The organism is Novosphingobium sp. SG720 (assembly GCF_012275365.1).
Classification (GTDB): Bacteria; Pseudomonadota; Alphaproteobacteria; order Sphingomonadales; family Sphingomonadaceae; genus Novosphingobium; species Novosphingobium rhizosphaerae.
The window spans coordinates 634,029-659,060 of the sequence record NZ_JAAZQN010000001.1 but is presented as its reverse complement, the minus strand read 5'-3'; the positions used below and the strand labels follow the sequence as shown (position 1 = coordinate 659,060).

At 67.4% G+C, this 25,032-nt stretch carries 19 protein-coding genes and 1 tRNA gene; 9 read left to right on the top strand and 11 right to left on the bottom strand.

The window, feature by feature from the left end:
- Positions 1-4 precede the first annotated feature (4 nt).
- Together FHW94_RS03055 and FHW94_RS03050 are read right to left on the bottom strand one after the other, a co-directional pair.
- Positions 5-418, bottom strand: coding sequence for a DUF805 domain-containing protein (locus tag FHW94_RS03055; RefSeq protein WP_168554292.1), 414 nt, complete (start codon positions 416-418; stop codon positions 5-7).
- Positions 419-548: 130 nt separating this feature from the next.
- Positions 549-3,215 carry a TonB-dependent receptor gene (locus FHW94_RS03050; protein WP_168554291.1) on the bottom strand — a complete coding sequence of 889 codons (2,667 nt, stop codon included), beginning with the start codon at positions 3,213-3,215 and terminating at the stop codon, positions 549-551.
- A 330-nt stretch (positions 3,216-3,545) separates the two neighbouring features.
- Between FHW94_RS03050 and typA the strand changes: the two genes are divergently transcribed.
- From typA to FHW94_RS03035, 3 genes are all read left to right on the top strand, one after another.
- Positions 3,546-5,390 carry a translational GTPase TypA gene (gene typA, locus FHW94_RS03045; protein WP_168554290.1) on the top strand — a complete coding sequence of 615 codons (1,845 nt, stop codon included), beginning with the start codon at positions 3,546-3,548 and terminating at the stop codon, positions 5,388-5,390.
- A gap of 198 nt (positions 5,391-5,588) precedes the next feature.
- Positions 5,589-5,966: a hypothetical protein gene (locus tag FHW94_RS03040; protein WP_168554289.1), complete on the top strand. Its 378-nt coding sequence runs from the start codon at positions 5,589-5,591 to the stop codon at positions 5,964-5,966.
- A 204-nt stretch (positions 5,967-6,170) separates the two neighbouring features.
- On the top strand, positions 6,171-7,337 hold the full coding sequence (locus tag FHW94_RS03035) for a glycosyltransferase family 1 protein (RefSeq protein WP_210425527.1): 1,167 nt from the start codon (positions 6,171-6,173) through the stop codon (positions 7,335-7,337).
- Here FHW94_RS03035 and FHW94_RS03030 read toward each other — a convergent pair.
- Both FHW94_RS03030 and FHW94_RS03025 read right to left on the bottom strand, forming a co-directional pair.
- A complete protein-coding gene (locus FHW94_RS03030) occupies positions 7,334-8,998 on the bottom strand; it encodes a hypothetical protein (protein ID WP_168554287.1) in 1,665 nt (554 codons plus the stop codon). The two genes, FHW94_RS03035 and FHW94_RS03030, sit on opposite strands and share 4 nt — an antisense overlap.
- A 123-nt stretch (positions 8,999-9,121) precedes the next feature.
- On the bottom strand, positions 9,122-9,826 hold the full coding sequence (locus FHW94_RS03025) for a PadR family transcriptional regulator (protein ID WP_246865859.1): 705 nt from the start codon (positions 9,824-9,826) through the stop codon (positions 9,122-9,124).
- Positions 9,827-9,938: 112 nt separating this feature from the next.
- Here FHW94_RS03025 and FHW94_RS03020 point away from each other — a divergent pair, with 112 nt between their 5' ends.
- The 4 genes from FHW94_RS03020 (at position 9,939) to FHW94_RS03005 (ending at position 13,210) form a co-directional block, all read left to right on the top strand.
- On the top strand, positions 9,939-11,279 hold the full coding sequence (locus FHW94_RS03020; protein ID WP_168554286.1) for a replication-associated recombination protein A: 1,341 nt from the start codon (positions 9,939-9,941) through the stop codon (positions 11,277-11,279).
- Entirely contained in the window at positions 11,276-12,142 is an 867-nt protein-coding gene (locus FHW94_RS03015; RefSeq protein WP_168554285.1) for a hypothetical protein, read from the top strand. The genes FHW94_RS03020 and FHW94_RS03015 overlap by 4 nt, the downstream gene beginning before the upstream one ends.
- A gap of 20 nt (positions 12,143-12,162) precedes the next feature.
- Positions 12,163-12,238 (top strand) — tRNA-Thr (locus tag FHW94_RS03010).
- Positions 12,239-12,340: 102 nt separating this feature from the next.
- Positions 12,341-13,210 carry a helix-turn-helix transcriptional regulator gene (locus FHW94_RS03005; protein ID WP_168554284.1) on the top strand — a complete coding sequence of 290 codons (870 nt, stop codon included), beginning with the start codon at positions 12,341-12,343 and terminating at the stop codon, positions 13,208-13,210.
- A 35-nt stretch (positions 13,211-13,245) separates the two neighbouring features.
- On the opposite strand, the gene FHW94_RS03000 is transcribed toward FHW94_RS03005, so the two are convergent.
- The 3 genes from FHW94_RS03000 to FHW94_RS02990 form a co-directional block, all read right to left on the bottom strand.
- The gene (locus FHW94_RS03000; protein WP_168554283.1) at positions 13,246-14,496 is read right to left on the bottom strand and encodes a nucleotide disphospho-sugar-binding domain-containing protein; all 1,251 of its coding nucleotides are present in this window, start codon (positions 14,494-14,496) and stop codon (positions 13,246-13,248) included.
- Positions 14,474-15,325, bottom strand: a complete 852-nt coding sequence (locus tag FHW94_RS02995; protein WP_168554282.1) for a hypothetical protein — start codon at positions 15,323-15,325, stop codon at positions 14,474-14,476. The genes FHW94_RS03000 and FHW94_RS02995 overlap by 23 nt, the downstream gene beginning before the upstream one ends.
- A 128-nt stretch (positions 15,326-15,453) precedes the next feature.
- Positions 15,454-16,536, bottom strand: a complete 1,083-nt coding sequence (locus FHW94_RS02990) for a hypothetical protein (protein ID WP_168554281.1) — start codon at positions 16,534-16,536, stop codon at positions 15,454-15,456.
- 213 nt (positions 16,537-16,749) lie between these two features.
- On the opposite strand from FHW94_RS02990, the gene FHW94_RS02985 reads away from it, so the two are divergent.
- Positions 16,750-18,501 (top strand): cation:proton antiporter, encoded by a 1,752-nt coding sequence (locus FHW94_RS02985; protein ID WP_168554280.1) that lies wholly within the window; start codon positions 16,750-16,752, stop codon positions 18,499-18,501.
- A 3-nt stretch (positions 18,502-18,504) separates the two neighbouring features.
- Here FHW94_RS02985 and FHW94_RS02980 read toward each other — a convergent pair whose 3' ends face one another.
- The 3 genes from FHW94_RS02980 to FHW94_RS02970 all read right to left on the bottom strand — a co-directional run bounded on the left by FHW94_RS02980 (position 18,505) and on the right by FHW94_RS02970 (position 23,557).
- Positions 18,505-20,469, bottom strand: coding sequence for an FAD/NAD(P)-binding protein (locus tag FHW94_RS02980; protein WP_246865858.1), 1,965 nt, complete (start codon positions 20,467-20,469; stop codon positions 18,505-18,507).
- Positions 20,470-20,566: 97 nt separating this feature from the next.
- Positions 20,567-23,122: an ATP-dependent helicase HrpB gene (gene hrpB, locus FHW94_RS02975; RefSeq protein ID WP_168554279.1), complete on the bottom strand. Its 2,556-nt coding sequence runs from the start codon at positions 23,120-23,122 to the stop codon at positions 20,567-20,569.
- Between the two features lie 54 nt (positions 23,123-23,176).
- Positions 23,177-23,557 carry a glutathione S-transferase N-terminal domain-containing protein gene (locus FHW94_RS02970; protein WP_168554278.1) on the bottom strand — a complete coding sequence of 127 codons (381 nt, stop codon included), beginning with the start codon at positions 23,555-23,557 and terminating at the stop codon, positions 23,177-23,179.
- 202 nt (positions 23,558-23,759) lie between these two features.
- Between FHW94_RS02970 and FHW94_RS02965 the strand changes: the two genes are divergently transcribed.
- Entirely contained in the window at positions 23,760-23,948 is a 189-nt protein-coding gene (locus FHW94_RS02965) for a hypothetical protein (protein ID WP_168554277.1), read from the top strand.
- Between the two features lie 11 nt (positions 23,949-23,959).
- Here the strand turns inward: FHW94_RS02965 and FHW94_RS02960 are convergent, their stop codons facing one another.
- Positions 23,960-24,973, bottom strand: a complete 1,014-nt coding sequence (locus FHW94_RS02960; protein WP_168554276.1) for a polyprenyl synthetase family protein — start codon at positions 24,971-24,973, stop codon at positions 23,960-23,962.
- Positions 24,974-25,032 lie beyond the last annotated feature (59 nt).

The following is a 25,032-nucleotide window of genomic DNA, read 5'->3' as shown; positions in this document are numbered from 1 at the left end:
ACGTTCAGTCAAACACGTCTGTCATGTAGGGGTTCCGCGGATCGGGGCCAAAGCGGTTTGGTCCGACCGTTCCAGGCATGCACATGAAAACAAAGGCAATCAACCCGCCCACATAAGGGATGGCGCCCAAGAGAACGAACCAGCCGGACCGGTCCTGATCATGATACCGGCGCACCGAGAGGGCAAGGCCCGCCCACAGCCAACCCACTGCCGCTGCGGTGCCCAGAACCGTCAACAGCATGGTGACCGGAGATGTCCACGGCAAAGAGCCGCCATCGGACGGCGCGAAGGCAACGATCAGCGCCACCATCACGGCGATCTGCAACATCAGGAAAAACTGAAACATCCAGTATTCCGGGCGCCCAGAGCGCCCGCGAAAATCCAGCATCCGCTTGTACGGCACAATCATCCAGTGCATCGGCATCCCCCCGTCCCGCGCTCACCCCCAGCGCTCTACATTGGGCAAAACAGCCAGAAAAATATCGAAAAGACAAGAAAAAGGGGGCCGCGAGGCAGCCCCCTTCCAAGTCTTGCGCTTCGCGTCCGGGTTAGAAGCGATAACGCACCGATGCACCATAGGTGCGCGGCTGGTTGGTGTAACCCGAAATCCCGTGGGGTTGGGCCACCGAATCGAAAATCTTGGTCAAAGTGCGGTTGTCGGTCAGGTTGCGGCCCCACACCGCCAGTTCGGTGCGATTGGCCAGGGCCAGGCCCAGGCTGGCGTTGAGTTCGTCGATCCGCCGCTTGTACTGCGCCGAAGCAGCAATCGCCGCGGCAGTCCCCTGGTCCAGGAAGCCGGGCAGCCCTTCTTCCATCACCACCGGGCTTTCATGGTGGAAATCGCCCCGCACGAACAACCGCGCACCGCCTGACAGGCGGCGTTCGTATTGCCCGGCCAGGGATAGGGAAAGCGCCGGAATGCCCGCTGGCCGCCGGCCCGACAGGTCACCCACCGCCGAAGCGGCAAAATCCTGGTAGAGCGGATCGAGCCAGGTGGCGCTGGCCGAGAGCGACAAGCCAGCGGCCGGGCGCAGCGCCGCTTCCACTTCCACCCCGCGCACGCGTTCCTTGCCGGCGTTGACCAGTTCAAAACCAGTGCCGGTGAACACGTTGGATTGGAACCCGCTGATCGTCTGCTGGAACACTGCCACATTGGCGGTGGCCAGCCCCCAATCCGCCTTGATCCCCAGTTCATAGACCGTGGTGCGTTCCGGCCCGGCAAAGCGCGTGGCATACGTCTGGTTCACTTGCGCCAGGCCCGCCGCCTCGATCGCGGCCTGGTCGGCTGCAAAGGGCCGGCTGTCGCGCGACAGGTTGATCGAACTCGCCTTGAAGCCGGTGGCCAGGCTGACATAGGCGCGCACGTGCTTGTTGAGCGCAAGGGCCGCGCGGGCGGTCCAGGTCAGGCGCGAATCGTGGGTGCGGCCCGGCTCCACCGCATTGGGCACGTTGAGGCCGGCTGGGAACAGTTGCAGGCTGCGCAAGGGTGCAAGCGGATTGGCCGCCGGATTGTTGGCATTGGCGGCAGCCTGGCCCAGCACATTGGCATAACCCTGCGGATTGGCCTGAGCATAGGCGGCAATCGCGGCCTGGTCCTGCGGATTGACGCCCGCCGCGCGAAAACCCGCGGCGGTCAGCAATTGCTGGCGGAACGGCGCATAGGGCCGCCCGTCGAGGTCCACCCCGGCAAAGGCGTCCGATGTCTGCCCGGCGATTTCGTAACGCTTGGCATCGCTGGTAAACGCGGCGCCGCCGGTCAGCGTGATGCGCCCACCCAGCTTGAGGTCACCCTGGAGAAACGCGGAGAACGCTTCGTTGCGCAGGCGGTAGCGCTCGTTGGAACCCTGCCCGGCGGCAAAGAACCGCCCGGTATAGCGCGTGGGATCGCCTTCCAGCCCACCGAGCACCTGCTCCAGCGCCGGAATGCTCAACGCGCCGCCCGTCGCGCCCTGCACCAGCAGATTGGCATAGGCGCGCATGTCCTGGCCAAAGGCAATGGCGTTGCGCTGGTCCAGCGTCTCGTTGAAGTAATAGGCGCCGGCAATGGCGTTGAACGGCCCGGCAAAATCGCTGGCCACGCGCACTTCTTCGGTGAACGTCGAAATCTTCAGGTCTTGCGCATTGCGCCCCAGCATCTGCCCGCTGGTGAAATCGGAATCCTGATTGGTTGACGATGTCAGCCGGCGCCAGGCAGAGATCGCGGTGATCTTGAAGGCATCGGCCTTGAAATCCATCTGGCCCGAAAAGCCATAGTTGGCGATGCGGTTGGAGGAATCGAAATTCCACCAGGCCTGGTCGGCATAGATCGCATCGGGCGCATTGACCTTGCCGCCCACGGCCAGCACGGCCTGCGTCGCCGCGGAGGACTGCACGTTGACCGGCGCGCAGCACACCTCGTTGATCAGGCCGTAATCGCCGATCACGCGCAGCGAAAAGTCTTCGCCTGGCTGCCACAGCGCCTGGCCGCGCGCGAACCAGCGATTGCGCCCGTTGCTGCGATGGCCGGTATCGGGATCGACGATGTATCCGTCGCGCCGGTTGCGGCCGGCAGCCACGCTCACCGCCAGGGTATCGGTCACCGGGCCGGTAACCAGCCCCTTGAGCACGAGCGCATCATAATTGCCGTAGCTCGCCTCGAAATCGGCACCCGGCTTGAACTGCGGCAGCCGCGTGACGATCGAGATCACCCCGGCCGAAGCATTCTTGCCGAACAGCGTGGACTGCGGGCCGCGCAGCACTTCCACCCGCTCCACATCGGGCAGGTCGGCAATCTGCGCCGCCGTGCGCGAGCGATAGACGCCATCAACGAACACGCCGACCGAAGGTTCGATCCCGCTGTTGTTGGCGCCATTGCCAAAGCCGCGGATATAGATGTTGACGTTGGCCGGGCTTTGCAGCTGCTGCATCGAGAGCGACGGGACCAGGCTGGTCAGGTCTTTAAGGTCGCGGATCTGGGCGCGGGCGATGGTGTCGGCGTTCGCGACGCTCACCGCCACGGAGACATCCTGCAGGCTTTCGGCACGCTTGGTGGCGGTCACCACGATCGAATCGTCCGCGCCAACCGCTTGCGCAAGGTCGCTGTCGGCCAGCGCAGCGGCCCTGGCGAACGGCCCGGCCAGCAGTGCACACGGCGCCAGCAAGGCGCCGGCCACCACGCGGCCCGGCGCCACGCGCCGCGCCCATGCCGATCCGCTCTGTTCGCCTGCCAATGCCATGTCTTGCTTGTAAGCGCGCCCCGTCTTGGCCCGGCATGCCACACCCCCGTGTCTGCATGCCTCGCCGCGTGCCCTAGCTAGCGCGGATACATTCGGCCATAAACCGCAATCCGCTTCACCACGGATCAATCGCCTGCCGCAGCCGGACTTTTTGGCGCACTGTGGCGTGGGCGCCACATCGGTGGGACAGGCTCTTTTGCCACCCACTCTTGTGGCAACGCACAATAACGAGTAAGCGCGCGCCCAAGTGCGGCCCAAACCGAGAAGACGGGATTTTCCCGGAACCGGCTGCTGCAAGCTCCATATCCCGGTTTCCGAAGAAAGCCCTTCATGTCCCTGCCTCTGCGCAATATCGCGATTATCGCCCACGTCGACCATGGCAAGACCACGCTGGTGGACCAGCTTTTCCGCCAGTCCGGCACCTTCCGCGACAACCAGCGCGTGGAAGAGCGCGCCATGGATTCCAACGACCTGGAAAAGGAACGCGGGATCACCATTCTGGCCAAGTGCACCTCGGTGGAATGGACCAACCCGGCCACTGACGAAACTACGCGAATCAACATCGTCGACACCCCCGGCCACGCCGACTTCGGCGGCGAAGTGGAACGCATCCTCTCGATGGTCGACGGCGTGATCCTGCTGGTCGACAGCTCGGAAGGCGCGATGCCGCAGACCAAGTTCGTCACCGGCAAGGCGCTGGCGCTCGGCCTCAAGCCGATCGTGGTGGTCAACAAGATCGACCGCCCCGATGGCCGCCCGCAGGAAGTGCTGGACGAAGTGTTCGACTTGTTCGTGAGCCTCGACGCCAACGACGAACAGCTTGAATTCCCGGTGCTCTACGCTTCGGGCCGCAATGGCTATGCCGGCAACGACGAAACCGTGCGCGAAGGCAACCTGCTGCCGCTGTTCGAAAAGATCGTCAGCCACGTGCCCGCCCCCTCGCTCGATGTCGATGGGCCGTTCACGTTCCTGGCCACCCTGCTCGATCGCGACAACTTCATGGGCCGCGTGCTGACCGGCCGCGTGCAGTCGGGCACGATCAAGCTCAACCAGCCGATCCACGCGCTCGACCGCGATGGCAAGGTGCTCGAAGTGGGCCGCGCTTCCAAGATCCTCTCGTTCCGTGGCCTGGAACGCGTGCCGGTGGAAGAAGCCCGCGCGGGCGACATCATCGCGCTGGCGGGCCTGGAAAAGGCGACCGTGGCCAACACCGTGGCCGATCCTTCGGTCTCCACCCCGATCGCCGCACAGCCGATCGATCCGCCCACGCTTGCCATGCGTTTTTCGGTGAACGACAGCCCGTTTGCCGGCCGCGAAGGCGACAAGGTGACGAGCCGCATGATCCGCGACCGCCTGCTGCGCGAAGCGGAAACCAACGTGGCCATCCGCGTCACCGAAAGCGCCGACAAGGACAGCTTCGAAGTGGCCGGCCGCGGCGAACTGCAGTTGGGCGTGCTCATCGAAACGATGCGCCGCGAAGGCTTCGAACTCGGCATCAGCCGTCCGCGCGTGCTGTTCGGCACCGATGAAAAGGGCGGCCGCACCGAACCTTATGAAACCGTGCTGATCGACGTGGACGACGAATTCTCGGGCACGGTCGTGGAAAAGATGCAGCGCCGCAAGGCCGAGCTGACCGACATGCGCCCCTCGGGCGCGGGCAAGACCCGCATCACCTTCTCGGCCCCCTCGCGCGGGCTGATCGGCTACCACGGCGAATTCCTGTCCGACACGCGCGGCACCGGGATCATGAACCGCCTGTTCGAAAAGTATGGCCCCCACAAGGGCGCGATCGAAGGCCGCCAGAACGGCGTGCTGATCTCCAACGCCACCGGCGAAGCCGTGGCCTATGCCCTCAACAGCCTGGAAGACCGCGGCGTGCTGTTCGTGCGCCCGCAGGACAAGGTCTATGAAGGCATGATCATCGGCGAAAACGCCAAGCCCGACGATCTTGAAGTCAACCCGATGAAGTCCAAGCAGCTGACCAACTTCCGGTCGACCGGCAAGGACGATGCGATCCGCCTGACTCCGCCGCGCATCATGACGCTGGAACAGGCCATCGCCTATATCGATGACGATGAAATGGTCGAAGTGACCCCGCAAACCGTGCGCCTGCGCAAGGCGATCCTCGATCCCAACGAGCGCAAGAAGGCCAGCCGCAAGAAGGAAAACGCCTGATCGCACCGCCCCCGCAAGGGGGGCAGAGCCAGGCTCGAAAAGGGGCGCTCCGGCAACGGGGCGCTCTTTTTTTGTGGCGATTGCTCCCTGAACAAAGGTTTCATCGCCGGTTCAGCGCGTGTTGCATAAGGTTGCTGCAACAAACCCCGTCGGGAGCATGAGGCTCTTGTGGACAAGCCGGCGGGTTGGAGACGAGCCATGAAGCTTTTGAGCAAGGTTCTGCTGGCCGGCGCACTGGGCGCCACCGTGATGGCCACTGCCGCCCCGGCAGAGGCGCATGGCTGGCGCCGTGGTGGCGGCGATGGTGCTGCCGTGGCGATCGGCGCGGGTATTCTCGGCCTGGCCGTGGGCGCCGCGATCGCGTCCGATCACCCGCATCGCGGCTATGTGGTGGAAGAGCGCTATGCGCCCCCGCCGCCCCCGCCGACCTATTACTATGAAGGCCCGGCCTATTACGGTGGCGGCTATTACGCCCCGCCGCCGCCCCCGCCGCGCACCTATGTCTATCGCGAAGTCTATCGCAGCGGCCCCAGCTATTATGGCTATGGCTACAATCGCTGGCATCGCGGCTGGTAATCCAGCCTCGCCCGCCTGAACCATGCAAGCCCGTCGGACCCTGTCCGGCGGGCTTGCGCATTTTTGCGCACCCGGTTTCTTCGTCGGGCATTTGCGCTGCCCCTCTCGCCTTCCTGGCCCTCGCCCGCTATGGCGCGCGCCATGACGAGTTCCCCAATCGTGAACCAGACCCAACCCGATGGTACGGGGCCCGACTATAAGGCGATGGCTGCGACCGGCCGCCTCGATGGCCTGCGCATCGCCTTGTTCAGCGGCAACTACAACTATGTGCGCGATGGCGCCAACCAGGCGCTCAACCGTCTGGTGGGCTATCTCCTGCGCCAGGGTGCGGATGTGCGCGTCTATTCGCCCAAGGTGGAAAAGCCGGCGTTCGAGCCGACCGGAACGCTGATCGGCATTCCCGCGCTTACCGTGCCGGGCCGCGCGGAATACCATGTGCCGATCGCGCTTTCGCCGCGGGTACGGCGCGATCTCGCCCGTTTTGATCCCCACGTCGTGCACGTATCCTCGCCCGATGGCGCCGCGCATCGCGCCGTCACCTGGGCGCGCCGGCGGGGCCTGCCGGTGCTGGCTTCGGTCCACACCCGCTTCGAAACCTATTTCCGCTATTACAACCTCGCCTGGCTGGAGCCGGTGATCGAGGCGATCTTGCGCCGGTTCTACCGCCGCTGCGACGCGCTGGTGGCACCATCGGAATCGATGGCCCAGGTGCTGCGCGAACAGCGCATGAACTATGACATCGGCATCTGGTCGCGCGGGGTGGACCGCGAGATCTTCACGCCGGAACGGCGCAACATGGCATGGCGCCGCTCGCTGGGGCTGGCCGACGATGACGTGGTCGTGGGCATCTTCAGCCGCCTGGTGATGGAAAAGGGGCTCGACGTCTTTTCCGACGCCATCGACGAATTGAAGCGCCGCGGCACCAAATTCCGCGTGCTGGTGATCGGCGAAGGCCCGGCGCGCGAGTGGTTGGAAACCCGCCTGCCCGAAGCGGTCTTTGCCGGTTTCCTGTCGGGCGCAGACCTGGGCCAGGGCGTGGCCAGCATGGATGTGCTGTTCTTCCCCTCCGTCACCGAGACGTTCGGCAATGTCACGCTGGAGGCCATGGCCTGCGGCTTGCCCGTGGTGGCATCGGCCGCCACCGGCAGCCAGAGCCTGGTGGACGATCATGTTTCGGGCCGCCTGATCACGCCGGGCGCGGTGCACCAGTTTGCCGAAGCGCTGCGCGCCTATGTGGAAAACCCGCAATTGCGCGCCGAGCATGGCGCCGCCGGCGAACGCCGCGCCCAGGAATTCAGCTGGGACAAGATCAACCAGGCGGTGGCCGATACTTACGTCCGCCTGCTGCGGCAGAAACGCGCGCGCCGTTAGGTCGAGAACTTATAAATGGCGCGCGGCGGCGTGATGATGCGATAGAGCACGCTGGCACGGGTGCGGCGCACGGGCACCGCACCGGCCACGGCACGCACGCGGTCGGTATCGAGAATCCAGATGTAATCGAACGCATCGTGCGGCAGCGCGGCCAGGCGCCGGCTGATCGTGTTGGGCTTGTCGCAGCTGTCGAGCTTGGCAAATTCGGAATCGTCGGTGGCAAAGGCGCCGGCCAGCGGCGCGTTGACCTTGAGCAGATGGCCGCCCGGCACCATCCACTGTTCGTTTGAAAAGGCATGCCGCCGGGCAATCGCATAGCCGCCCAGATGCGTGCGCCGCTCGCGCTGCCACGGCAGGATCGAAACCACGCACGGCTCCACCACCAGCGAGGCGACACGGCTGCCCCGGGGCACGCTGTCGAGCGCGACGAGATCGGCGGCCAGTTCATGGCCCGCCAGCCACAGGCTGAGCGCGTTGCCCAAAATGCGCGCCATGGCAAAGGCCGCGCCCCATCGTGCCAACCCAGCCCAGGACAGCGCACCACCAGCGGCATAGCGCGGCCTCGCCACCACCAGCGCTACGATCAGCACCAAAGGCACCAGCCGCATGTCCACCAGGCTCGCCCCGATCAGCGTGGCCGGCAGCAGCAGATAGACCACGCAAAGCAGCGCGATCGCCCACCACAGGCCGCGCGAGGGCCCCGTGAGGATGCCGCTCGCACGGCGGCGGATGCTCCACCCCACCAGCGCGAGGAGGATCGCGGCGCCCGCCACGTCCCACACCAGCCAGCGATCGCGCAGCGGCATCAGCAGGTAGGTGAGCTTCATCGCCGGGTTGAAGAAGTCTTCGGTGGCGCCGTGGCCGCTCGGCGGCAGGGGCACCAGCAAGCGCAGGATCTGCGGGGCCACCAGGCAGCTCGCCGCCAGGCCCGCGCGCAACAGGACGCGCCAATCCCACCACTGGCCCGGACGCCACCGCCGCGCCAGTTCGTCCATGCCGGCAAACACGCACAGCATGGCCCAGGCCACCAGGTGGCAGGCCCACAAAAGGGACGAAAGCGGCACGAACAGCGCCCAGCGCGCGGCGATCCACCCGCGCCGTCCCATCGCGATCCACAACGCCAGCGCCAGTGTGGCGAGCGCCTGCCCCAGCACGAAGTTGAGGAAGCCGAAGTGCAGCGGATAGCAATAGGCCAAAGGCAGGGCGAACAGCGCCAGCGGCGTGATCCGCCCCTGCACCGCGCGGGCGAGGCACAGGATGCCCAGCACCTGCAACATCGGAATGGCCGCAGCCACCAGACGCAGGGCAGGCTCCAGTCCCAGGAGCGGCGCCAGCGCCTCCATCAGCAGATCGACGCCGAGATTGGGAACGAGATTCCAGCGGAAACTGTACCAGCGCGCCAGATCGGCCGACCGGCCATGATCGAGTTGCACGGCATAGTGACCCAGGTGCCCGCCCAGATCAGTGAGCGGAGCCACCGGCGGCAGCACCAGTGGCACGGCCGTCAGCACCATGGCGACAAGCCACAGCCACGATGATTGCAGCCAGGCTGCGCGCGCATCGCTGGCGCCGCAATCGTCCGGGGAAGAGTGTCTCACCACAACGGCTGCGTGCAACCGGGCCATGGGATCGTCGGTCACATGCGTCACGAGCAGGATCACGTCATTTCAAGTGATCGCGGACTTAGAGTGACGCAAACTTCGTGGCAATTGCTAATCGTCTCGGTTGCCCCCGGCGCCGGGACGGAATGGCATTCCGCCCGGCGCCCTTGGGGGCTACCTCGATCAAAGCCGCTCGATCTTGCGCGCGGCTTCGTCCAGGATGTCGGCCACGGCGAGGGCGGTGTCGTTGTCGAATTCGCCGGCCGCCACGCGCTGGCGCAGGGCCAGGGCAAGGTTGGCAAAGGCACGCCGCACCGGCGGGCTGGCTTCGCGCGCGCCGGCCTGGGCAAGGCTCGTCAGGCGATCGACGATCACCTTGAGTTCCGCAGCCTTGCCGGCCAGTTCCTCGCGTCCGGCAGGCGTGGCGGTGAACGCCTTGCGGGTGCCTTCGCCGGCCGCTTCGGCGATCAGGCCTTCGTCCACCAGCAGGGCCAGGGTGGGATAGACCACGCCCGGGCTGGGCGCATATTGCCCGCCGGTCAGGTCTTCCACGGCCTTGATCAGTTCATAGCCATGGCGGTCCTGCTCGGCCACGAGGCTGAGGACCAGGAGCCGCAGTTCACCCGTGGCGAACATCCGGCCCCGGCCACCGCGGCCACCGCCGCGCCCGCCCCGGCCACCGCCGAACGGACCGCCGCCAAAGGGTCCGCCGCCGAAAGGCCCGCCCGCAAAGGGACCGCCTTCATCATCGAACCGGCCGGCAAACTTGCTGGCAAGGCGTTCGCCAAAATTGCCGCCGCCGCAGCGGCCGCCATGGCGCCCGCCACGGCCTTCACCGCGCCAGCCGCCGAACATGCCCCATTCGGGGCGGTTGCTATCAAATCGCATCGATATTCCTTTCATCACGATGCAGCTAAGATATATCTTAACTGCATCTCTGCAAGCCCCCTCACAAAATTTTTCGAGAAATTTTCTGCGCGGCCCCCTATCTCGGTGAAAGATGGCCGATCTGTTTGCCCCCACTCCGCAGGAAACCCCGCGCCCGCAGCCGCTGGAACATGGCCCGCTGGCCGATCGGCTGCGCCCGGCCGCGCTCGACCAGGTGATCGGCCAGGGCCACCTTACCGGCCCGGATGGCGCGATCGGCCGCATGGTGGCAGCGGGCAAGCTGTCCTCGATGATCCTCTGGGGGCCGCCCGGCACGGGCAAGACCTCGATCGCGCGGCTGCTGGCCGATGCGGTAGGCATGCGCTTCATCGCGATCAGCGCGATCTTTTCCGGCGTCGCCGATCTCAAGAAACTGTTTGCCGAGGCAGAGGCGATGGCGCTCACCGGCCGGCGCACGCTGTTGTTCGTGGACGAGATCCATCGCTTCAACCGCGCCCAGCAGGATGGCTTCCTGCCCGTGGTGGAAAACGGCACGATCACGCTGGTCGGTGCCACCACCGAAAACCCCAGCTTCGCGCTCAACGCCGCGCTGCTCAGCCGCGCGCAAGTGTTGATCCTCCACCGTCTCGATGCGGCAGCGCTGGGCGAATTGCTGCGCCGGGCAGAGGAAGAGACCGGCCTGGCCCTGCCGCTCACCCCGCCTGCGCGCGAGGCGCTGATCGCATCGGCCGATGGCGATGGGCGCTTCCTGCTCAACCAGGTGGAAACGCTGCTCGATGTCGATCTGCCTGCGCCGCTCGATCCCGAAGGCCTGGGCAAGTTCCTGATGCGGCGCGTGGCGGTCTATGACAAGGACCGCGACGGGCATTACAACCTCATTTCCGCCCTGCACAAATCTCTGCGCGGGTCCGATCCGCAGGCCGCGCTCTATTGGATGGCGCGGATGCTGGTGGCTGGCGAGGAACCACTTTACGTGCTGCGCCGCCTGGTGCGCTTTGCCAGCGAGGATATCGGTCTGGCCGATCCCCAGGCGCTTGTGCAGTGTCTGGCCGCCAAGGATGCCTATGAATTCCTCGGCTCGCCCGAAGGCGAACTGGCGATCGTGCAGGCCTGCCTCTATTGCGCCACGGCGCCCAAATCCAACGCCGCCTATGCCGCGATGAAGGCGGCGTGGAAATCCGCGCGCGAGACCGGCTCGCTCAGCCCGCCTGCCCACATTCTCAACGCGCCGACCAAGCTGATGAAGGACATCGGTTATGGCAAGGGCTATGCCTATGACCACGATGCGCAGGATGGCTTTTCCGGCGCGGACTATTGGCCCGAAGAAATGCGCGCCCAGGATTTCTACCGCCCGGTGGAGCGCGGGTTTGAGCGCGAGATCGCCAAGCGACTGGATTGGTGGGAGCGCAAGCGGCGCGAGCGCCGGGCCGAGGTGGGCCAAACGGAAGAATGAACCGCTTTGCCCATTTCGTGGCGATCGACTGGTCGGGCGCGGCCGGCGAGCGGCACAAGGGCATCGCGCTGGCGCAGTGCGCGCGCGGCCCGGAAGCCCCCGTGCTGGTGCGCCCCGGCCACCGCTGGTCGCGCGGCGAAGTGCTCGAATGGCTGCTGCATCACCTGCCGCCCGACAGCCTGGTGGGTATGGACCTGGGCCAGTCGTTGCCCTTTGCCGATTGCGGCGCGTTCTTTCCTGGCTGGCCGGAAAGCCCGCCCGACGCCCGCGCGCTGTGGTCCATGGTCGATCGCCTCTGCGCCGATGAACCCCACCTGGGCGTCAACGCCTTCGTCGATGCCACCGAGCCTTCCCGCCATTTCCGCCGCCACGGCGGCCGCTGCGGCGATCTGTTTCGCGCCGGGCGCGGCCGCCTGCGCGTGACCGAGCACGCGCAGGAAGCGATGGGCTGCAAGCCCACCAGCAATTTCAACCTCGTCGGCGCAGCGCAGGTGGGCAAGTCGAGCCTCTCGGGCATGCGCCTGCTGCACCGGCTGGAGGGAAACCTTGCCGTATGGCCGATCGATCCCCTGCCCGAACGCGGCAGCGTGGTTTGCGAAATCTATACCACCATCGCCGCCATGGCCGCCGGCCGCCTCGCCAGCCGCTCGAAAATCCGCGATGGCGCCGCGCTCGATCTGGCGCTCGAAGCGCTGCGCAGTACGCCCGCGCGCCAAGCCGGCCCGATCGACGACCACCAGAGCGACGCCCTGATCACCGCCGCGTGGCTGCGCCAGGTCGCCCACGATCCCGCGCTGTGGCATCCGGCCGGGCTGACCCCGGAAATTGCCCGCACCGAGGGCTGGACGTTCGGGGCCACTTGAGGCTATGCGCATGGCCCAGCGCCGGCTTAGCTCAGTTGGTAGAGCACCTGATTTGTAATCAGGGGGCCACGGGTTCGAATCCTGTAGCCGGCACCATTCCCCCCTTTCCATGCCAGCGCCTTTGCATCCTGCCAGGCAAATGTGGGCCCAAGAAATTTGGGATGGACGCCCGGCGCGCCTTGTGGTGATCCAGACGGCATGTCGGCCCCGGAACGCCCACCTGCCGCGCTGGCGACGCTCAGCGACAAGGAACTGGAAATCCTGCGCCTGCTGACGGCGGGGCATACGATCAAGTCCATCGCGGCGCTGCTGGACCGCAGCGAAGCCTCGATCAACGAGCGGCTGCGCGAGGCGCGGCGCAAGACCGGGGTGGGCAGCAGCCGCGAGCTGGCGCGGCTGGTGGGTGCGCACAAGGATGCCGTGGTTGCCGGCGCCCCACAGGAAAATCGGGACAGGTTTCCTGATCTTTCGGCACCGGGCAATCCTGCGCACGACAAGGCGGCCGCCCCATCGACGGGGCGCGCTTCGTCGAAAGGAATGCTTGCCATGCTTCTCGCCCTGTCCGTTGCCGCTGCCAGCCTGTTGGCGGCCACCGTGGATCGCGCCGGCCCTGCCCCTTCATCCCCCCTGCACCGCGAGCGGGCCATGGCCGCCGCCACGCCCCGTCCATTGCCGCTGGCCGGGCGCTGGTCGCTCGACGTGGCGCGCATCCCCGAGCAGGAGCGGCCCCGCCAGGTGACCATGGCGTTCCGCCCTGCGGCCGACAAGACCTGGACCACCGTGGTGGACATCGTGACGCCCGATGGCAGCACCCAGCACGCGGAATCGACCGCCGCGCTCGATGGCGTGCCCGTGCCGATCAGCGGCAACATGGCTTTCATCGACAGCGTATCGCTGCGCCAGCCCGCGCCCAACACCCTGGTGATGACCCTGGGCAAGAACGGCACGCCGGTTTCCACCCGTGTCTATGCCGTGGCCAAGGACGGCCGGACGATGACCGAAACCATCGTCTGGGCCGGCACTGCGATGCCCAGGCTGGAAACCACCACGTTCCATCGCCTGGACTGACTCGCAGCCCGGCCGCGACGGCGCCAGCAGACAAGTCAGCCGCGCGCCGCCGTGGGCAGCCAGGGCATGAGCCGCGGGCGCAGCAACGGGCCATCGTCCTGCGCCAGCACGGGCGCCAGGTCTGCCGCCAGTTCGCGGGCGCGCCGGGCCATGGCCTGGTCATTCCAGGCGGCGTGCAAGGTGGAGATGATCACTTCGGCCGGGGCATGGCGCGGGGCAATCACGCGCGCGGCCCCGGTTTCGGCAAGGCGCCGGGCGACATGGAGCTGCTCGAGATGCTGGGGAATGCACACTTGCGGGAGGCCCGCGCCCAGCCCCATGCACACCGTGCCATGCTGCCCGCTGTTGAGCATCAGCCTCGCCGAAGCGGCAATGGTGGCCACCGGCACCGGCCCATCGGCCACCTCCGCCCCCGCAGCGCGCAATTGCGCCACGATGGCCGGATCGGCACCGGGCAGATAGCACAGCAGCGGCAGCCCGCAGCCGATCAGCGCCTCTACCAACCCCGCATGGGCCAGTTCGGTGGTGGAAAGATAGCAGAACACCCGCGTGCCCGCACCGGCCGCGCCCGGCGGCACATAGCTGGCGACCGGGGGCAGATAGGCGTCGGGTTCGCGCGCTGATGCATAGGGATCGAGGAACGGCAAAGACCGCACGATGGCGCCCGATCCCGCATAGATTTCCGGCAGGTGGTGCAGGCGCGGCAAACCCAGCGGGCCAAGCGCTGCGTTCACCGTGGCAACCATCGCCGCCTCGTCGGCCTCACGCACGGCATAATCGGGCAGGAACACCGGGAACCGGTGCAGGCCGGGCGGCGGAATGCCGTATCCCGTGCCGATGGCCAGCGCCGGAATGCCCGCGATGCGCGCCGCCAACAGCGCGCAGGGGGCATAGTCGCCCACCACCAGGTCGATGGCGCGGCGCGCCATGGTATCGAGCCACCAGGCCACGTTGGCTTTCAGGCGCGCGCCATCGCCAAGCCCGCAATCATGGAGATAATCGGCCCAGGTGGCATTGGGCGGCGCCCCCCGCGCCGCCCGCCCCGCCCGGTCATAGGGCAGCGCCACGCCGGGGAACACCTGCGTGCACCACGGCGCGATTTCCTCCGCGTGGGTCATCCACCCCAGCGCGGCATCGCACTGCGCCAGGCCGGCCATGGCCCGCGCCACGCGCCCCAGCGTGACGACGTGGCCGCGCCCGGCACCCCCTTCCCATGCCAGGAGAATGCGTGGGCTCATCCCCGCCACGCTGCGCCCGCGCGCTTCACTGCTCGCAATAGCCCCCACAGGTGCCGCATCCCCCGCCATTGTCGGGCGGCGGCAGCGGATCGAGCAACTGGCGGCGGCTGTTGCCCGGCGCGAACAAGTCTTCGACCAGACGGTTTTCCAGCAGCCCGTTGTTCACCGTGCCGCCGCCGAAACGCACGCGCAATCCGCCCAGCACGCCGCGATAGTCGCCTTCGCCCAGGCGCCCCTCGAACACCAGCGCCACATGGCGGCCCAGGCCCACTTGCGCGCCCAGCGCGGCAGCATGGCGCCCACCGATATAGCGGTGGCCCGCCGCGACGGCGAAACGATCGCCGGGGGCATAGCGCAGATCGGCAATGCTGAAGAACCGGCCATCGTGCCCATAGCGGTCATAGACCCTGTCTGTGGAAGTGGTGGCCACCAGCATCTGGGCACTGCCGATCTTTTCATAGCCGGCAATCGCGGCCAGGGTGAACGGCCCGCGCGCCAAGCGCGCTTCCGCCCCGATCCGCCCCACGCTGGTGGTTCGGGCACGATGGAACGAGACGGCCGAGCCATAGACGCCGAGATAGCCCCCTTCGCCCAGCCGCGCGCCCAAGTGTGCCCCGCCACCGAACTGCCCTTCACCGGCATGGCTGAACACCACGCCATCGCCCTGAAGCAGCCAGGCATCGCCCCGCACCTGCACGCTGGGCAGCGCACCGCCAGAAAAACCGTTGCGATCGGGATTGCCACTGCGGTCGCGCACGGCGCCGGCCAGCAGATCGGCACCCACCAACACTTCACGCGCCCTGGCCGCCGTAGCAGCCCCGCTGGCCGATGTGACAATGGCCACGGCCAAGGCCGCATGCCCGATGGATCGTTGCATGACGATAAATCCCCCACGTTGCGAAAATCCGCGCCAGGGCCCGTTCAGCCCGGCACCGGGGGCCACCACCATCCGGCTCCGTGCCCCTGTTCCCGTGGGTTATCGCAACATTACGCAACCAACATCCATCATCTGTTTAGGTCGTCCCCGCGCGGCAGAACGGCGCGGGAAAACCGGTGCGCCAGGTTGCACAGCGCGCTGAAACCGGCGGTGCCAGTCTTGGCATAGACATTGTGGAGATGGGTGCGCACGGTGGCCCGGCCCATGCCCAGCGCCGCGCTGAGCCCCGCCGCATCGCCATGGTCGAGCATGGCGCGCAGCACGCGCTGTTCGGTGGGAGTCAACTGATAGAGCGTGGCGATGGCGTCGTAAGCGATGGCGTGGGGCCGCTCCACTTCGGAAACGTGCAGGGCATGGGCGGGCCGATCGGGCAAGGCCAGATCGCCGAACGGATCATTGCCAAGCGCCTGCGGTTCGCACAGCAAGTGCTGCATGGTGCCGTCGTCATCCACCAGCGTTACCACCAGCGGCTGGCCATCGGCCACGGCGGTGGCCAACGCCCGGCCATGGGTGGAAGCGCGCAAGGGCTGGCCCACGCGCAGGCCCAGCATCGCGGCCACGCGCGGATCGGCATCGGCCACGTCGAGCGTCCTGCTCAGCAGCACGATGTGCGCGCGGCTCGATTGCGCGATCTGCCGGTGCGCCTCGGCCACGTTGGCGGCGGCGATCAACTGGCTCTGGATCAGCACCGCGCGGCGCAGATGCGGCACCAGGGGCCGCATCGCCGCCACCTCTTCCGATCCAAAGCGCGGCCGCGGCGCACGGCGCATGAACGCCACGATGCCGTGCACGGTCGGCTGCTTGATCAGGTTGCAGGCCATGTTGTCCACAATGCCCTGCGGCGCGATATAGCCGGTGTAGAAATAGCTCGCCCGGATATCGGGATCGTCCAGCTTTTCGGCCACGGTGCCCAGCATGCCTTCGGGCTGCGCGGCCAGCACCGGGCGCAGGATGTCATGGTGGACGAATTCCTCCACATAGCGCTGCTGCCAGTGCGGATCATCGCCCCAATGCGCGCGGAAATGGGCGGACTTGCGGGTATCATGCCAGGCGATGAACGCGCTGTCGGCCCCAACCAGTTCCGCCAATCTTTCCAGCATCGTGCCACAGTGCGCGGCATCGAACGCGGCCTCGTAAATATCGTCGATCAACACCGGGTGTCCCCTTCCCCGCCGTGGTCGCTCCGCCCCGCCGTGTGAATCCGGCATGGTCCGTTGCAGCAAAAATCGCGCGATTTCCCCCGAATGCCACAACAGTACCGCGCAATTTGCCGGTGGCAACGGCCCGCCCCGACAAATGCCGCGGCTTTGGCCCCATACCTCGGGCCTCTTGACGCCCCGCCCCCCACGCGCGAGGCAGGGGGCATGAACCAGCCCCCCTCAATGCTTCATGATGGATTTCTGCTGCTTGGCTTTGCCATGGTCTTTGTGCTGGCGTTTCGCCGCGCCGGGCTGGGGGCCACGCTGGGCTATCTCGTGGCGGGCGCGGTGGTGGGGCCGCAAGTGCTGGGCCTGGTGGGCGAGGCGGAGCAGAAGCTGGGCATCGCCGAACTGGGCATCACGTTGCTGCTATTCCTGGTGGGCCTGGAACTGAACCCCACGCGCCTGTGGCGGATGAAGCGCGACATTCTGGGCCTGGGCCTGTTGCAGGTGGTGCTGTGCGGCGCGGCGATCGCCGCGGTGATCAACTTCGGCACCGATTTCAGCCTGACGGCGGCGATTGCCCTGGGCCTGCCGCTGGCGCTGTCGTCCACTGCGCAGGTGCTGCCGATGCTCCAGGCCTCGGGCCGGTTGCGCACCCCGTTTGGCGAGCGCACTTTTGCCATCCTGCTGTTCCAGGACCTGTCGATCATCCCGATGATCACCCTGATCGCGGCATTGAGCCGCAACCCGGCCGACGCCAATGGCCCGCCGGGATGGCAGCTCGCGCTCTACACCGTGCTGGCCATCGCTGGCCTGATCCTGGCCGGGCGCTATCTCATCCGGCCGCTGTTCCGCCTGATCGGCAACCTGGGCGAGCGCGAGATGTTCGTGGTCGCCGCGCTGTTCACGGTCATGGCTTCGGCCGCGGTGATGGAGGCGCTCGGGCTTTCGACGGCGCTGGGCGCGTTCATCGCCGGGGTCATGCTGGCCGACAGCCCCTATCGCCACGAACTGGAAGCCGATGTGGAGCCGTTCCGCTCCATCCTGCTCGGCCTGTTCTTCCTGGCCGTGGGCATGATGCTCGATCTTCATGCCATTGCCGAACGCCCGCTGTTCGTGATGGGCATGGCCCTGGCGCTGGTGGCGGTGAAGACCGGGGTGATCATGGGCATTGGCCTGGCATTCCGCATGGCCTGGCGCGGGGCGCTGGCGCTGGGCCTGCTGTTGAGCCAGGGCGGCGAATTCGGCTTCGTGCTGTTTGCCCAGGCGCAGCATGCGCAACTGATCGCGCCCGAGGCCGCCAGCCTGTTCGGCGCCATCGTCACGCTGTCGATGGCCACCACGCCGTTCCTGATGGCCCTGACCAAGCCGCTGCGCGCCGATCCGCGCGCCGTGAAAAGCGAGCGCCAGGGACCGACTGGCGACGCGGCCAATGCGCTGATCGTGGGCTATGGCCGCTTTGGCCAGACCGTGGCGCAGATGCTCAACGCCAGTGGGCTGACGGTCACGCTGATCGACACCGACGTGGAAATGATCGACATCGCCGGCGGCTTTGGCGCCAAGGTCTATTTCGGCGATGGCACCCGGCTCGACCTGCTGCGCCAGGCCGGGGCCGATGAAGCCGCGCTGATCCTGTTCTGCATGGATGGGGACCAGATGGATGCCGCGGCGCTGGAAGCCGTACAGCATGCCTTCCCCCAGGCGGCAATCTTCGTGCGCGCATTCGATCGGCGCGCCGTGGTGCGCCTGCGCGGCTCCCCGGCCAAGTGGGTGATTCGCGAAGTGATGGAATCGGCAGTAAAAATGGCTCGCCTGGCGCTGGCCGAAACCGGGGTGAGCGAGGAAATCATCACCCGCGCCGAAGACATGTACCGCGCGCGCGACAAGGAGCGGCTGACTCTCCAGATCGAAGGGGGCGACATGCGCGCCGCGCGCGACCGCATCATCACCGAGCCGCAAGCCCAGGAAAGCTGATCGTCAGGAGACCCGACGCGGCACGAAGGGATAAGTGCGCCGCGCGATCACTTCCTGGACCGCGCGGTGCGCTTCCAGCATCGCGGCATCGGTGTGCGGGCTGGCCGCAGCATCGCTGTTGGCAATGCTGACCAGGCCGAACGGCTGGCGCGCGATCACGCAGGGGCGCGTGGGGCTTTCGGAATAGACCCACTCCACCGGATCGGTGATCGAGTTGTAGGTATAGGCATAGCCGTGCGGCCAGCGATTGACCGTGACCGCGGCAATGTCGCGCCGTGGGTCAAAGCCGCCGGGACCGAGCAGACGCACCAGTTGCGCACGGGTCTCGCGCTCGAAATCGGCAAAGCTGAGCGCGAGCAGGTCTGCCCGGCCCAGGCGATGCTGGTCCTGACGGGGCAAGCCCGGGCGTGTCATGTATTTCGCCAGGTGCAGCACCACCGGTTCATCGGGATTGGCGGCATGCTTCAATCCGCCCAGGCTCACCGCCTCGGTCAGGCCCACGTCCTGGTGGAACATGTTCGGCGTGGTAAAGCGCGACACGCCCAGCCTGGCCATGGCGCGCCAGTTGGTCAGCGCGACGCTGGTGTAAACCAGCGGGCCTTTCACCGCGTAATGCAGTGCGGCTTTTTGCGCCTCGGGCAATTCGGGCATCAGGTAGGGAATCATCATGTTCCAGCTGGCCAGGATCACCGCCGCGCCGCGCACCTGGCGCAAGGTGCCCCCGGCCATGTAGCGCACCGCCACTTCGCCGGCCCTCGCCGGATCGCCCAGGTGCGCCACGTTGACGACGATGCTGGACAGGCGAATGCGCGTGGGCTGGCCGGGCCGGTCCAGCGCGGCATAGTCGAACACTGCGGTGCCCATGTCCTCCTGCGTGCGCGCGGTGGTGCTGGCGGGCACCAGGCGGCTGACCAGCAAGCGCGCAACCGTGGCGTTGCCATCGGGAAAGTGCACCGAAAGATCGCCTTCGCGCTGCCGCCCGTGCTGGCCGCCGGGCAGATCGGCAAAAAGCTGATCCGGCACGGCGCCCAGGCCCATGCCGGAAAAGCCGGGATAGCCCTGGACCCAGGCATAGAGCGCCGGGGTGGCATCTGATCCCACGCAGAAGCTGGCGCAGCCCATCTGGCTGAAAAACCATTCGGCCTGCGGGTCCAGCCCCACTTTCTCGATCAGGAACTGGCGAAACGAATGGCGCGCCAGCCAATCGAGCTTGGCCGCGCGGTCCATGCCGGGCAGGTAATCGGGCTGGTCTGTTGCCAGCAACCGGGTAAGGCCTGCCTTGGCCGCGGCAGAAAGCGGCGCCGCCGCCACCGTGGCCGCATCCGGGCCGTGCCAGCCACTTGCGGCCGAGGGCACCACGCGATCGGCCCCGAAGGTTTCCTTGTCGAACCCCCAGGCGTGCTTGAGGCCCAGTTTCTGGTAGAGCCCCGCCTCCGCCGTGTTGGCGGCGCGAAAGCGGGCCAGGTCCACGCCCAGATCGTCCAGCACGCCTTGGGCCCAGCGGTTGTAGCGCGACGGGCTTTCGATGTTGAGCGTTCCGCCGTTGACCACCAGCTGGCGGCCGTTGACGGTGAATTCGTTGCGCTTGGCATGGCCACCGAAATCATCGTGGTTGTCGAGGATCAGGACTTTCATCCCCGCCCCCATCCGCTGGTGAAAGAAGTGCGCAGCGGACAGGCCCGAAAGACCGCCACCCACGATCACCAGGTCATAGTCCTCACCGGTATCCTGCGCATCGGCCAGCTTGAGCGTGCCATCGCGCAGGGCATGAGCTGCCTCGAACGCGCCGGGGTGCGATCCGCGCATGCCGGTGCGCGCCGGGGGATAGGCCGCCAGCGGAACTTCTGCGGCGGATGCTGGCAGGCCCAGTGGCCCGACGCTCAACGCTCCAAGGCCCACGGCCACGCCATTGACGAACTGGCGGCGGCTGATCGGGCAATCCATGCCCAGCTGGCGATCGGTGTCCATGGCGCGCTCCCGTTGTGGCCGGCGCCATCCTGCAAAACGGCAGGCGGCGCGCCTAGAGTGCAAAATCGACGGCCACCGGTGCATCGGGCGCACCGGCTCAACTCTTGCGTGTCGCCTCGAACGCGTTGCGGGTTTTCAGGCTGGGGTCTTCGGCCCAGGGCTGGTCGGGCCAGCGGTGGCGCGGATAGCGGCCCTTCATGTCTTTCACCACATCGCGCCACGATCCGCGCCAGAACGCGGGCAGATCGGCCGTCGTCTGGATCGGCCGCCCGGCAGGCGAAGTGAGCGAGAGCAGCAGTGGGCGCGGCGGCTGGCCGATCATGGGGTGGCGGTCGAGGCCGAACAGCGCCTGCACGCGCAGTTCCACCGCCGGGCCGCCTTCGTGGCCATAATCGATCGCGTGGGTTGTGCCTGCGGGCGAGCGGAATTGCGGAGGGGCAAGGCGGTCGAGCGCCTGCCGCTCGTTCCAGTCCAGCCGGTTCTCCAGCGCTTCGTGCAGCTTGCCCGCGCCCACCGCCAGATCGCGCCGCCCAGAGAGCAGCGGCGCGAGCCATGCATCCAGATCGGCGAGCAGCGCAGCTTCGTCCAGCGCGGCCAGGCCGGCATAGCGCGCCCGCGTCAGCAGCGCCTGCGCCGCGCCACCCAGCGGCAGGGCGGAAAGCCCCTCGCGCCGCACCACATCGAGCAAAAGCGCCGTCACCGCTGCCGGATCGGGCACCGGATCGGGCACGCGCGCCAGCACGATGGCGCCCAGGCGCCGCTCCAGCCGCGCTTCCACCCGGCCTTCCGCGGCGTTCCATGACAGGGTGTGGCGCTGGTCCATGCGATGGGCCAGCCAGGTGGTGACATCCTCCTCATCGAGCGCAAGGGCGCTCATGATCCGCGCGCCCTTGGCCTCCCCTTGTGCGTCGCCGATCACCAGCCAGCGCGCAGTGGCCAGCGGCGAAGCCGGATCAAGGCGATAGCCCCGCCCGCCCGAAGCGAGCCACTCCTCGCCACTCGCACTGCGCGCGCGGGCGATGCGATCGGGAAAGGCTTCGGCCAAGAGCACGGCCAGCGGGGGCCGGCCGGCGTTGCGCTGGCGGCCCTCGGCAGGCTCAGCACGAACGGGGGTGGAGGGATTGTTTCTTTCCGAAAGTCCGTTCGGGCTAAGCTTGTCGAAGCTCCCCGAAGCCGCCCGCTCCGCCAGACCGGCCCAGCGCGCCGCCAACTTGCGCGAGGCTTCGGCACGGCCGCTGCGATCGCCTTGCCAACGGTCGAACCGCCGGGCCAGGTCTTCGCCGCTGCCACCCAGGCCACGTTCCTGCAACAGCAGCGCCAGCCGCGCGGCGTCGCCGGCCGCGCCATGGCGCGCCGCATAGATCAGCATGTGCGCCAGTGCCGGCTCCATCGGCAGGTGCGCCATGGCCCGGCCGTGGGCGGTGATCCGCCGTTCCTCGTCCAGCGCGCCCAGCGCCTGCAAACTGGCCTGCGCGGTGGCCATGGCAGCGGCGGGCGGCGGATCGATCCAGGCCATCGCCGCCGGATCGCCCGCGCCCCACTGCGCCAGCGTCAGTGCCAGCGGCGCCAGATCGGACGTAAGCATCTCGGGCGGATCGAACGGCGCGCGGCCGGCGTGCGCGGCTTCTTCCCACAAGCGATAGGCCACGCCCGGCCCCTGGCGCGCGGCGCGCCCGGCGCGCTGCGCGGCGGCGGCCTGGCTGGCGCGCGTGGTGACCAGGCGCGTCACCCCGGCCACTTTGTCGAACTCGGCCCGGCGCGAAAGGCCGGCATCGACCACCACGGCCACGCCATCGAGCGTGAGCGAGGTTTCGGCAATCGCCGTGGCCAGGACCACGCGCCGGCGCCCCTGCGCATCGCGGCGGATCGCGGCGCGCTGGCCGGCCGGTTCCACCTGGCCGTGCAGCGGCAGCACCAGCGCAGTGGGCAGGCGCTGAGCCAGGATATCGGCGGTGCGGTCAATGTCACGCACGCCGGGCAGGAACGCCAGGATATCACCGGTTTCCTCGGCCCAGGCCGTGGCAATGGCGTTGGCCATGGCCTGTTCGGTGCGCAGTTGCGGGCTGCTGCCCAGCCAGCGGATGCGCAGGGGATGGGCCTTGCCCGCGCTTTCGATGACCGGCGTATCGCGGCCCATCAGCGCGGCAAAGCGCGCGCCATCCAACGTGGCAGACATGACCACCACGCGCAGATCCTCGCGCAGCACGCCTTGCGCTTCCAGCGCCAAGGCGAGGCCCAGGTCGGAATCGAGATGGCGTTCGTGCGCTTCGTCGAACAGCACGGCGGAAACGCCGGTCAATTCGGGATCAGACAGGATCGTGGCGACGAAAATCGCCTCGGTCATCACCAGCACGCGGGTGCGCGCCGAACGCTTGCTGTCCAGGCGAGTGAGATAGCCGACCGTCTCGCCCGGCGCCTCGCCCAGCAGGTCGGCCATGCGCTCGGCCGCGGCGCGCGCCGCCACCCGGCGCGGAGACAACAGGATCACCGTGCCGCGGCACCAATCCTGCCCCAAAAGCGCCGTGGCCACCGTGGTGGTCTTGCCCGCGCCGGGCGGGGCGATCAGCACGGCATTGGGAAAAGCGGCAGGGGGCTGGCTGGCCAGCGCAGCCAGCAGATCGGGCAAGACGGCATGAATGGGCAGGTCGGTCACGCCGCTGCCTTTATCGTCTTGCCCGACGCTTGGCCATCACCGGTGCAATGGCCGTCAGGCCTCGCCCAGCCGCTTCTTGAGTTCCAGGGTTTCCACGTGTGCTTCGCGAATGCGACGGAACGGGCCGGCCATGACATACTGATAGAACGGCAGGTTCGCCGGATCGACGCCGGCCTTTTGCGCATAGAGCGCCACGATCGCATCGGAATCGGCAATGAAGCGGCCCGGCTCCACTTCCAGGGCGGGAAACGTGATCTTCTCAAGATGTGGTGCAAGCGCCGCGCGGATCGGTGCTTCGTGCTCATCACCGGGCCAGAACGCGCGCAGGTCGACAGTGTCGAACGCGCCCACCTCGCTCAACAGCGCCGCCACTTTGAGGCAGAACGGGCACGAGCGCATGAGGTAGAGAACGGGGCGAAAGGGCGTGGCGGTCATGGCAGGCCTTTGTCACGATGGGGGTAAGGACGGGTGCGCCGCCATAGCACGCCGGCCCCCGCCGCTGGCAAGGTGCGCAGCCGTCTGCGCGCGGCCAAGTGCACCCGAACTGCCCATGAGGGCCCGTGCGGTGGCGGGCAAAGCGTGATACTCTTTGTTCGCAGGTGCCCCTGGGGCACGGCCCAGCCCCCAAGAGGACGCCATGTTTCTCGACCTGAAAGACCCATGGCCGCCGGCACCACCCAACCGGCAGCCCGCTTCCGCGCCCCGCCTCACGCCGCGCCGTCAGCGCATCGTGGTGTTGATCGTGGCGGTCAACCTGCTGTTTCTGCTGATCGGCCCGCTGGCCGGATCGTCGGTGGTCGAAGGCCTGGCGCAGTTGCTGCACTAGGCCTCCTGGAATTAATAACGCCGCGCCACCGCGAATTCGGCCGCTTCGCCCATCGCCGCCTTGGCCGCACTGGCGGGGAAGCCGGCAATCGCATCGATCGCGCGCTGGGCATAATGGCGCGCACGCTCACGCGTGGCGTTGACGGCATCGTGCTTGCGGATCAGGGCGATCGCCTGGGCCAGATCGGCATCGCTGTTGCGGTTGCCGGCAATCGCATCGCGCCAGAAACCGCGCTCTTCCTCGGTCCCGCGGGCATAGGCCAGGATCACCGGCAGGGTCATCTTGCCTTCGCGGAAATCGTCGCCCTGGTCCTTGCCCATTTCCGACGCATCGGAATCATAGTCGATGGCATCGTCGGCCAGCTGGAACGCGATGCCCAGGTTACGGCCATAGGCATCGAGTGCCAGTTCATCGGCCTCGCCCCGCTCGGCCACCACCGCGGCGATGCGGCAGGCGGCGGCAAACAGCGCTGCCGTCTTGGCGTTGATGATGGAAAGATAGCGTTCTTCGCTGGTTTCCACCTGGCGCTGGGCCACAAGCTGGTCCACCTCGCCCTCGGCAATCACGGCCGAGGCATTGGAGAGGATGCGCAGCACTTTGAGCGAACCGTCTTCGACCATCAGTTCGAAACTGCGCGAAAACAGGAAATCGCCCACCAGCACCGTGGCCGGGTTGCCATAGATGATGTTGGCGGCCTTCTTGCCGCGCCGCATGTCCGATCCATCGACCACGTCATCGTGCAGCAGGGTGGCGGTGTGGATGAATTCCACGGCCGCTGCCAGCTTGAAATGGCGGCTGCCGCCATAGCCCAGAAGCGCCGCCCCGGCGAGCGTGAGCATCGGGCGCATGCGCTTGCCGCCGCCGGCAATGAGATGCCCGGCAAGGGCCGGGATCAACGGGATGCGCGATTGCATCCGGTCGAGAATCACCGCGTTGACGCTGTTCATGTCGTCGGCCACCAGCGCCATCAGCGGCGCCAGCGAGGGTTCGGCCTTGCGGGGGAGCGTATGGAGGGTAGCAGTCATCGCTGCCCGCTTGGCGTGTGGGGCACGGCTTGGCAAGTCGCAAGTTGCACGGTAGCGGC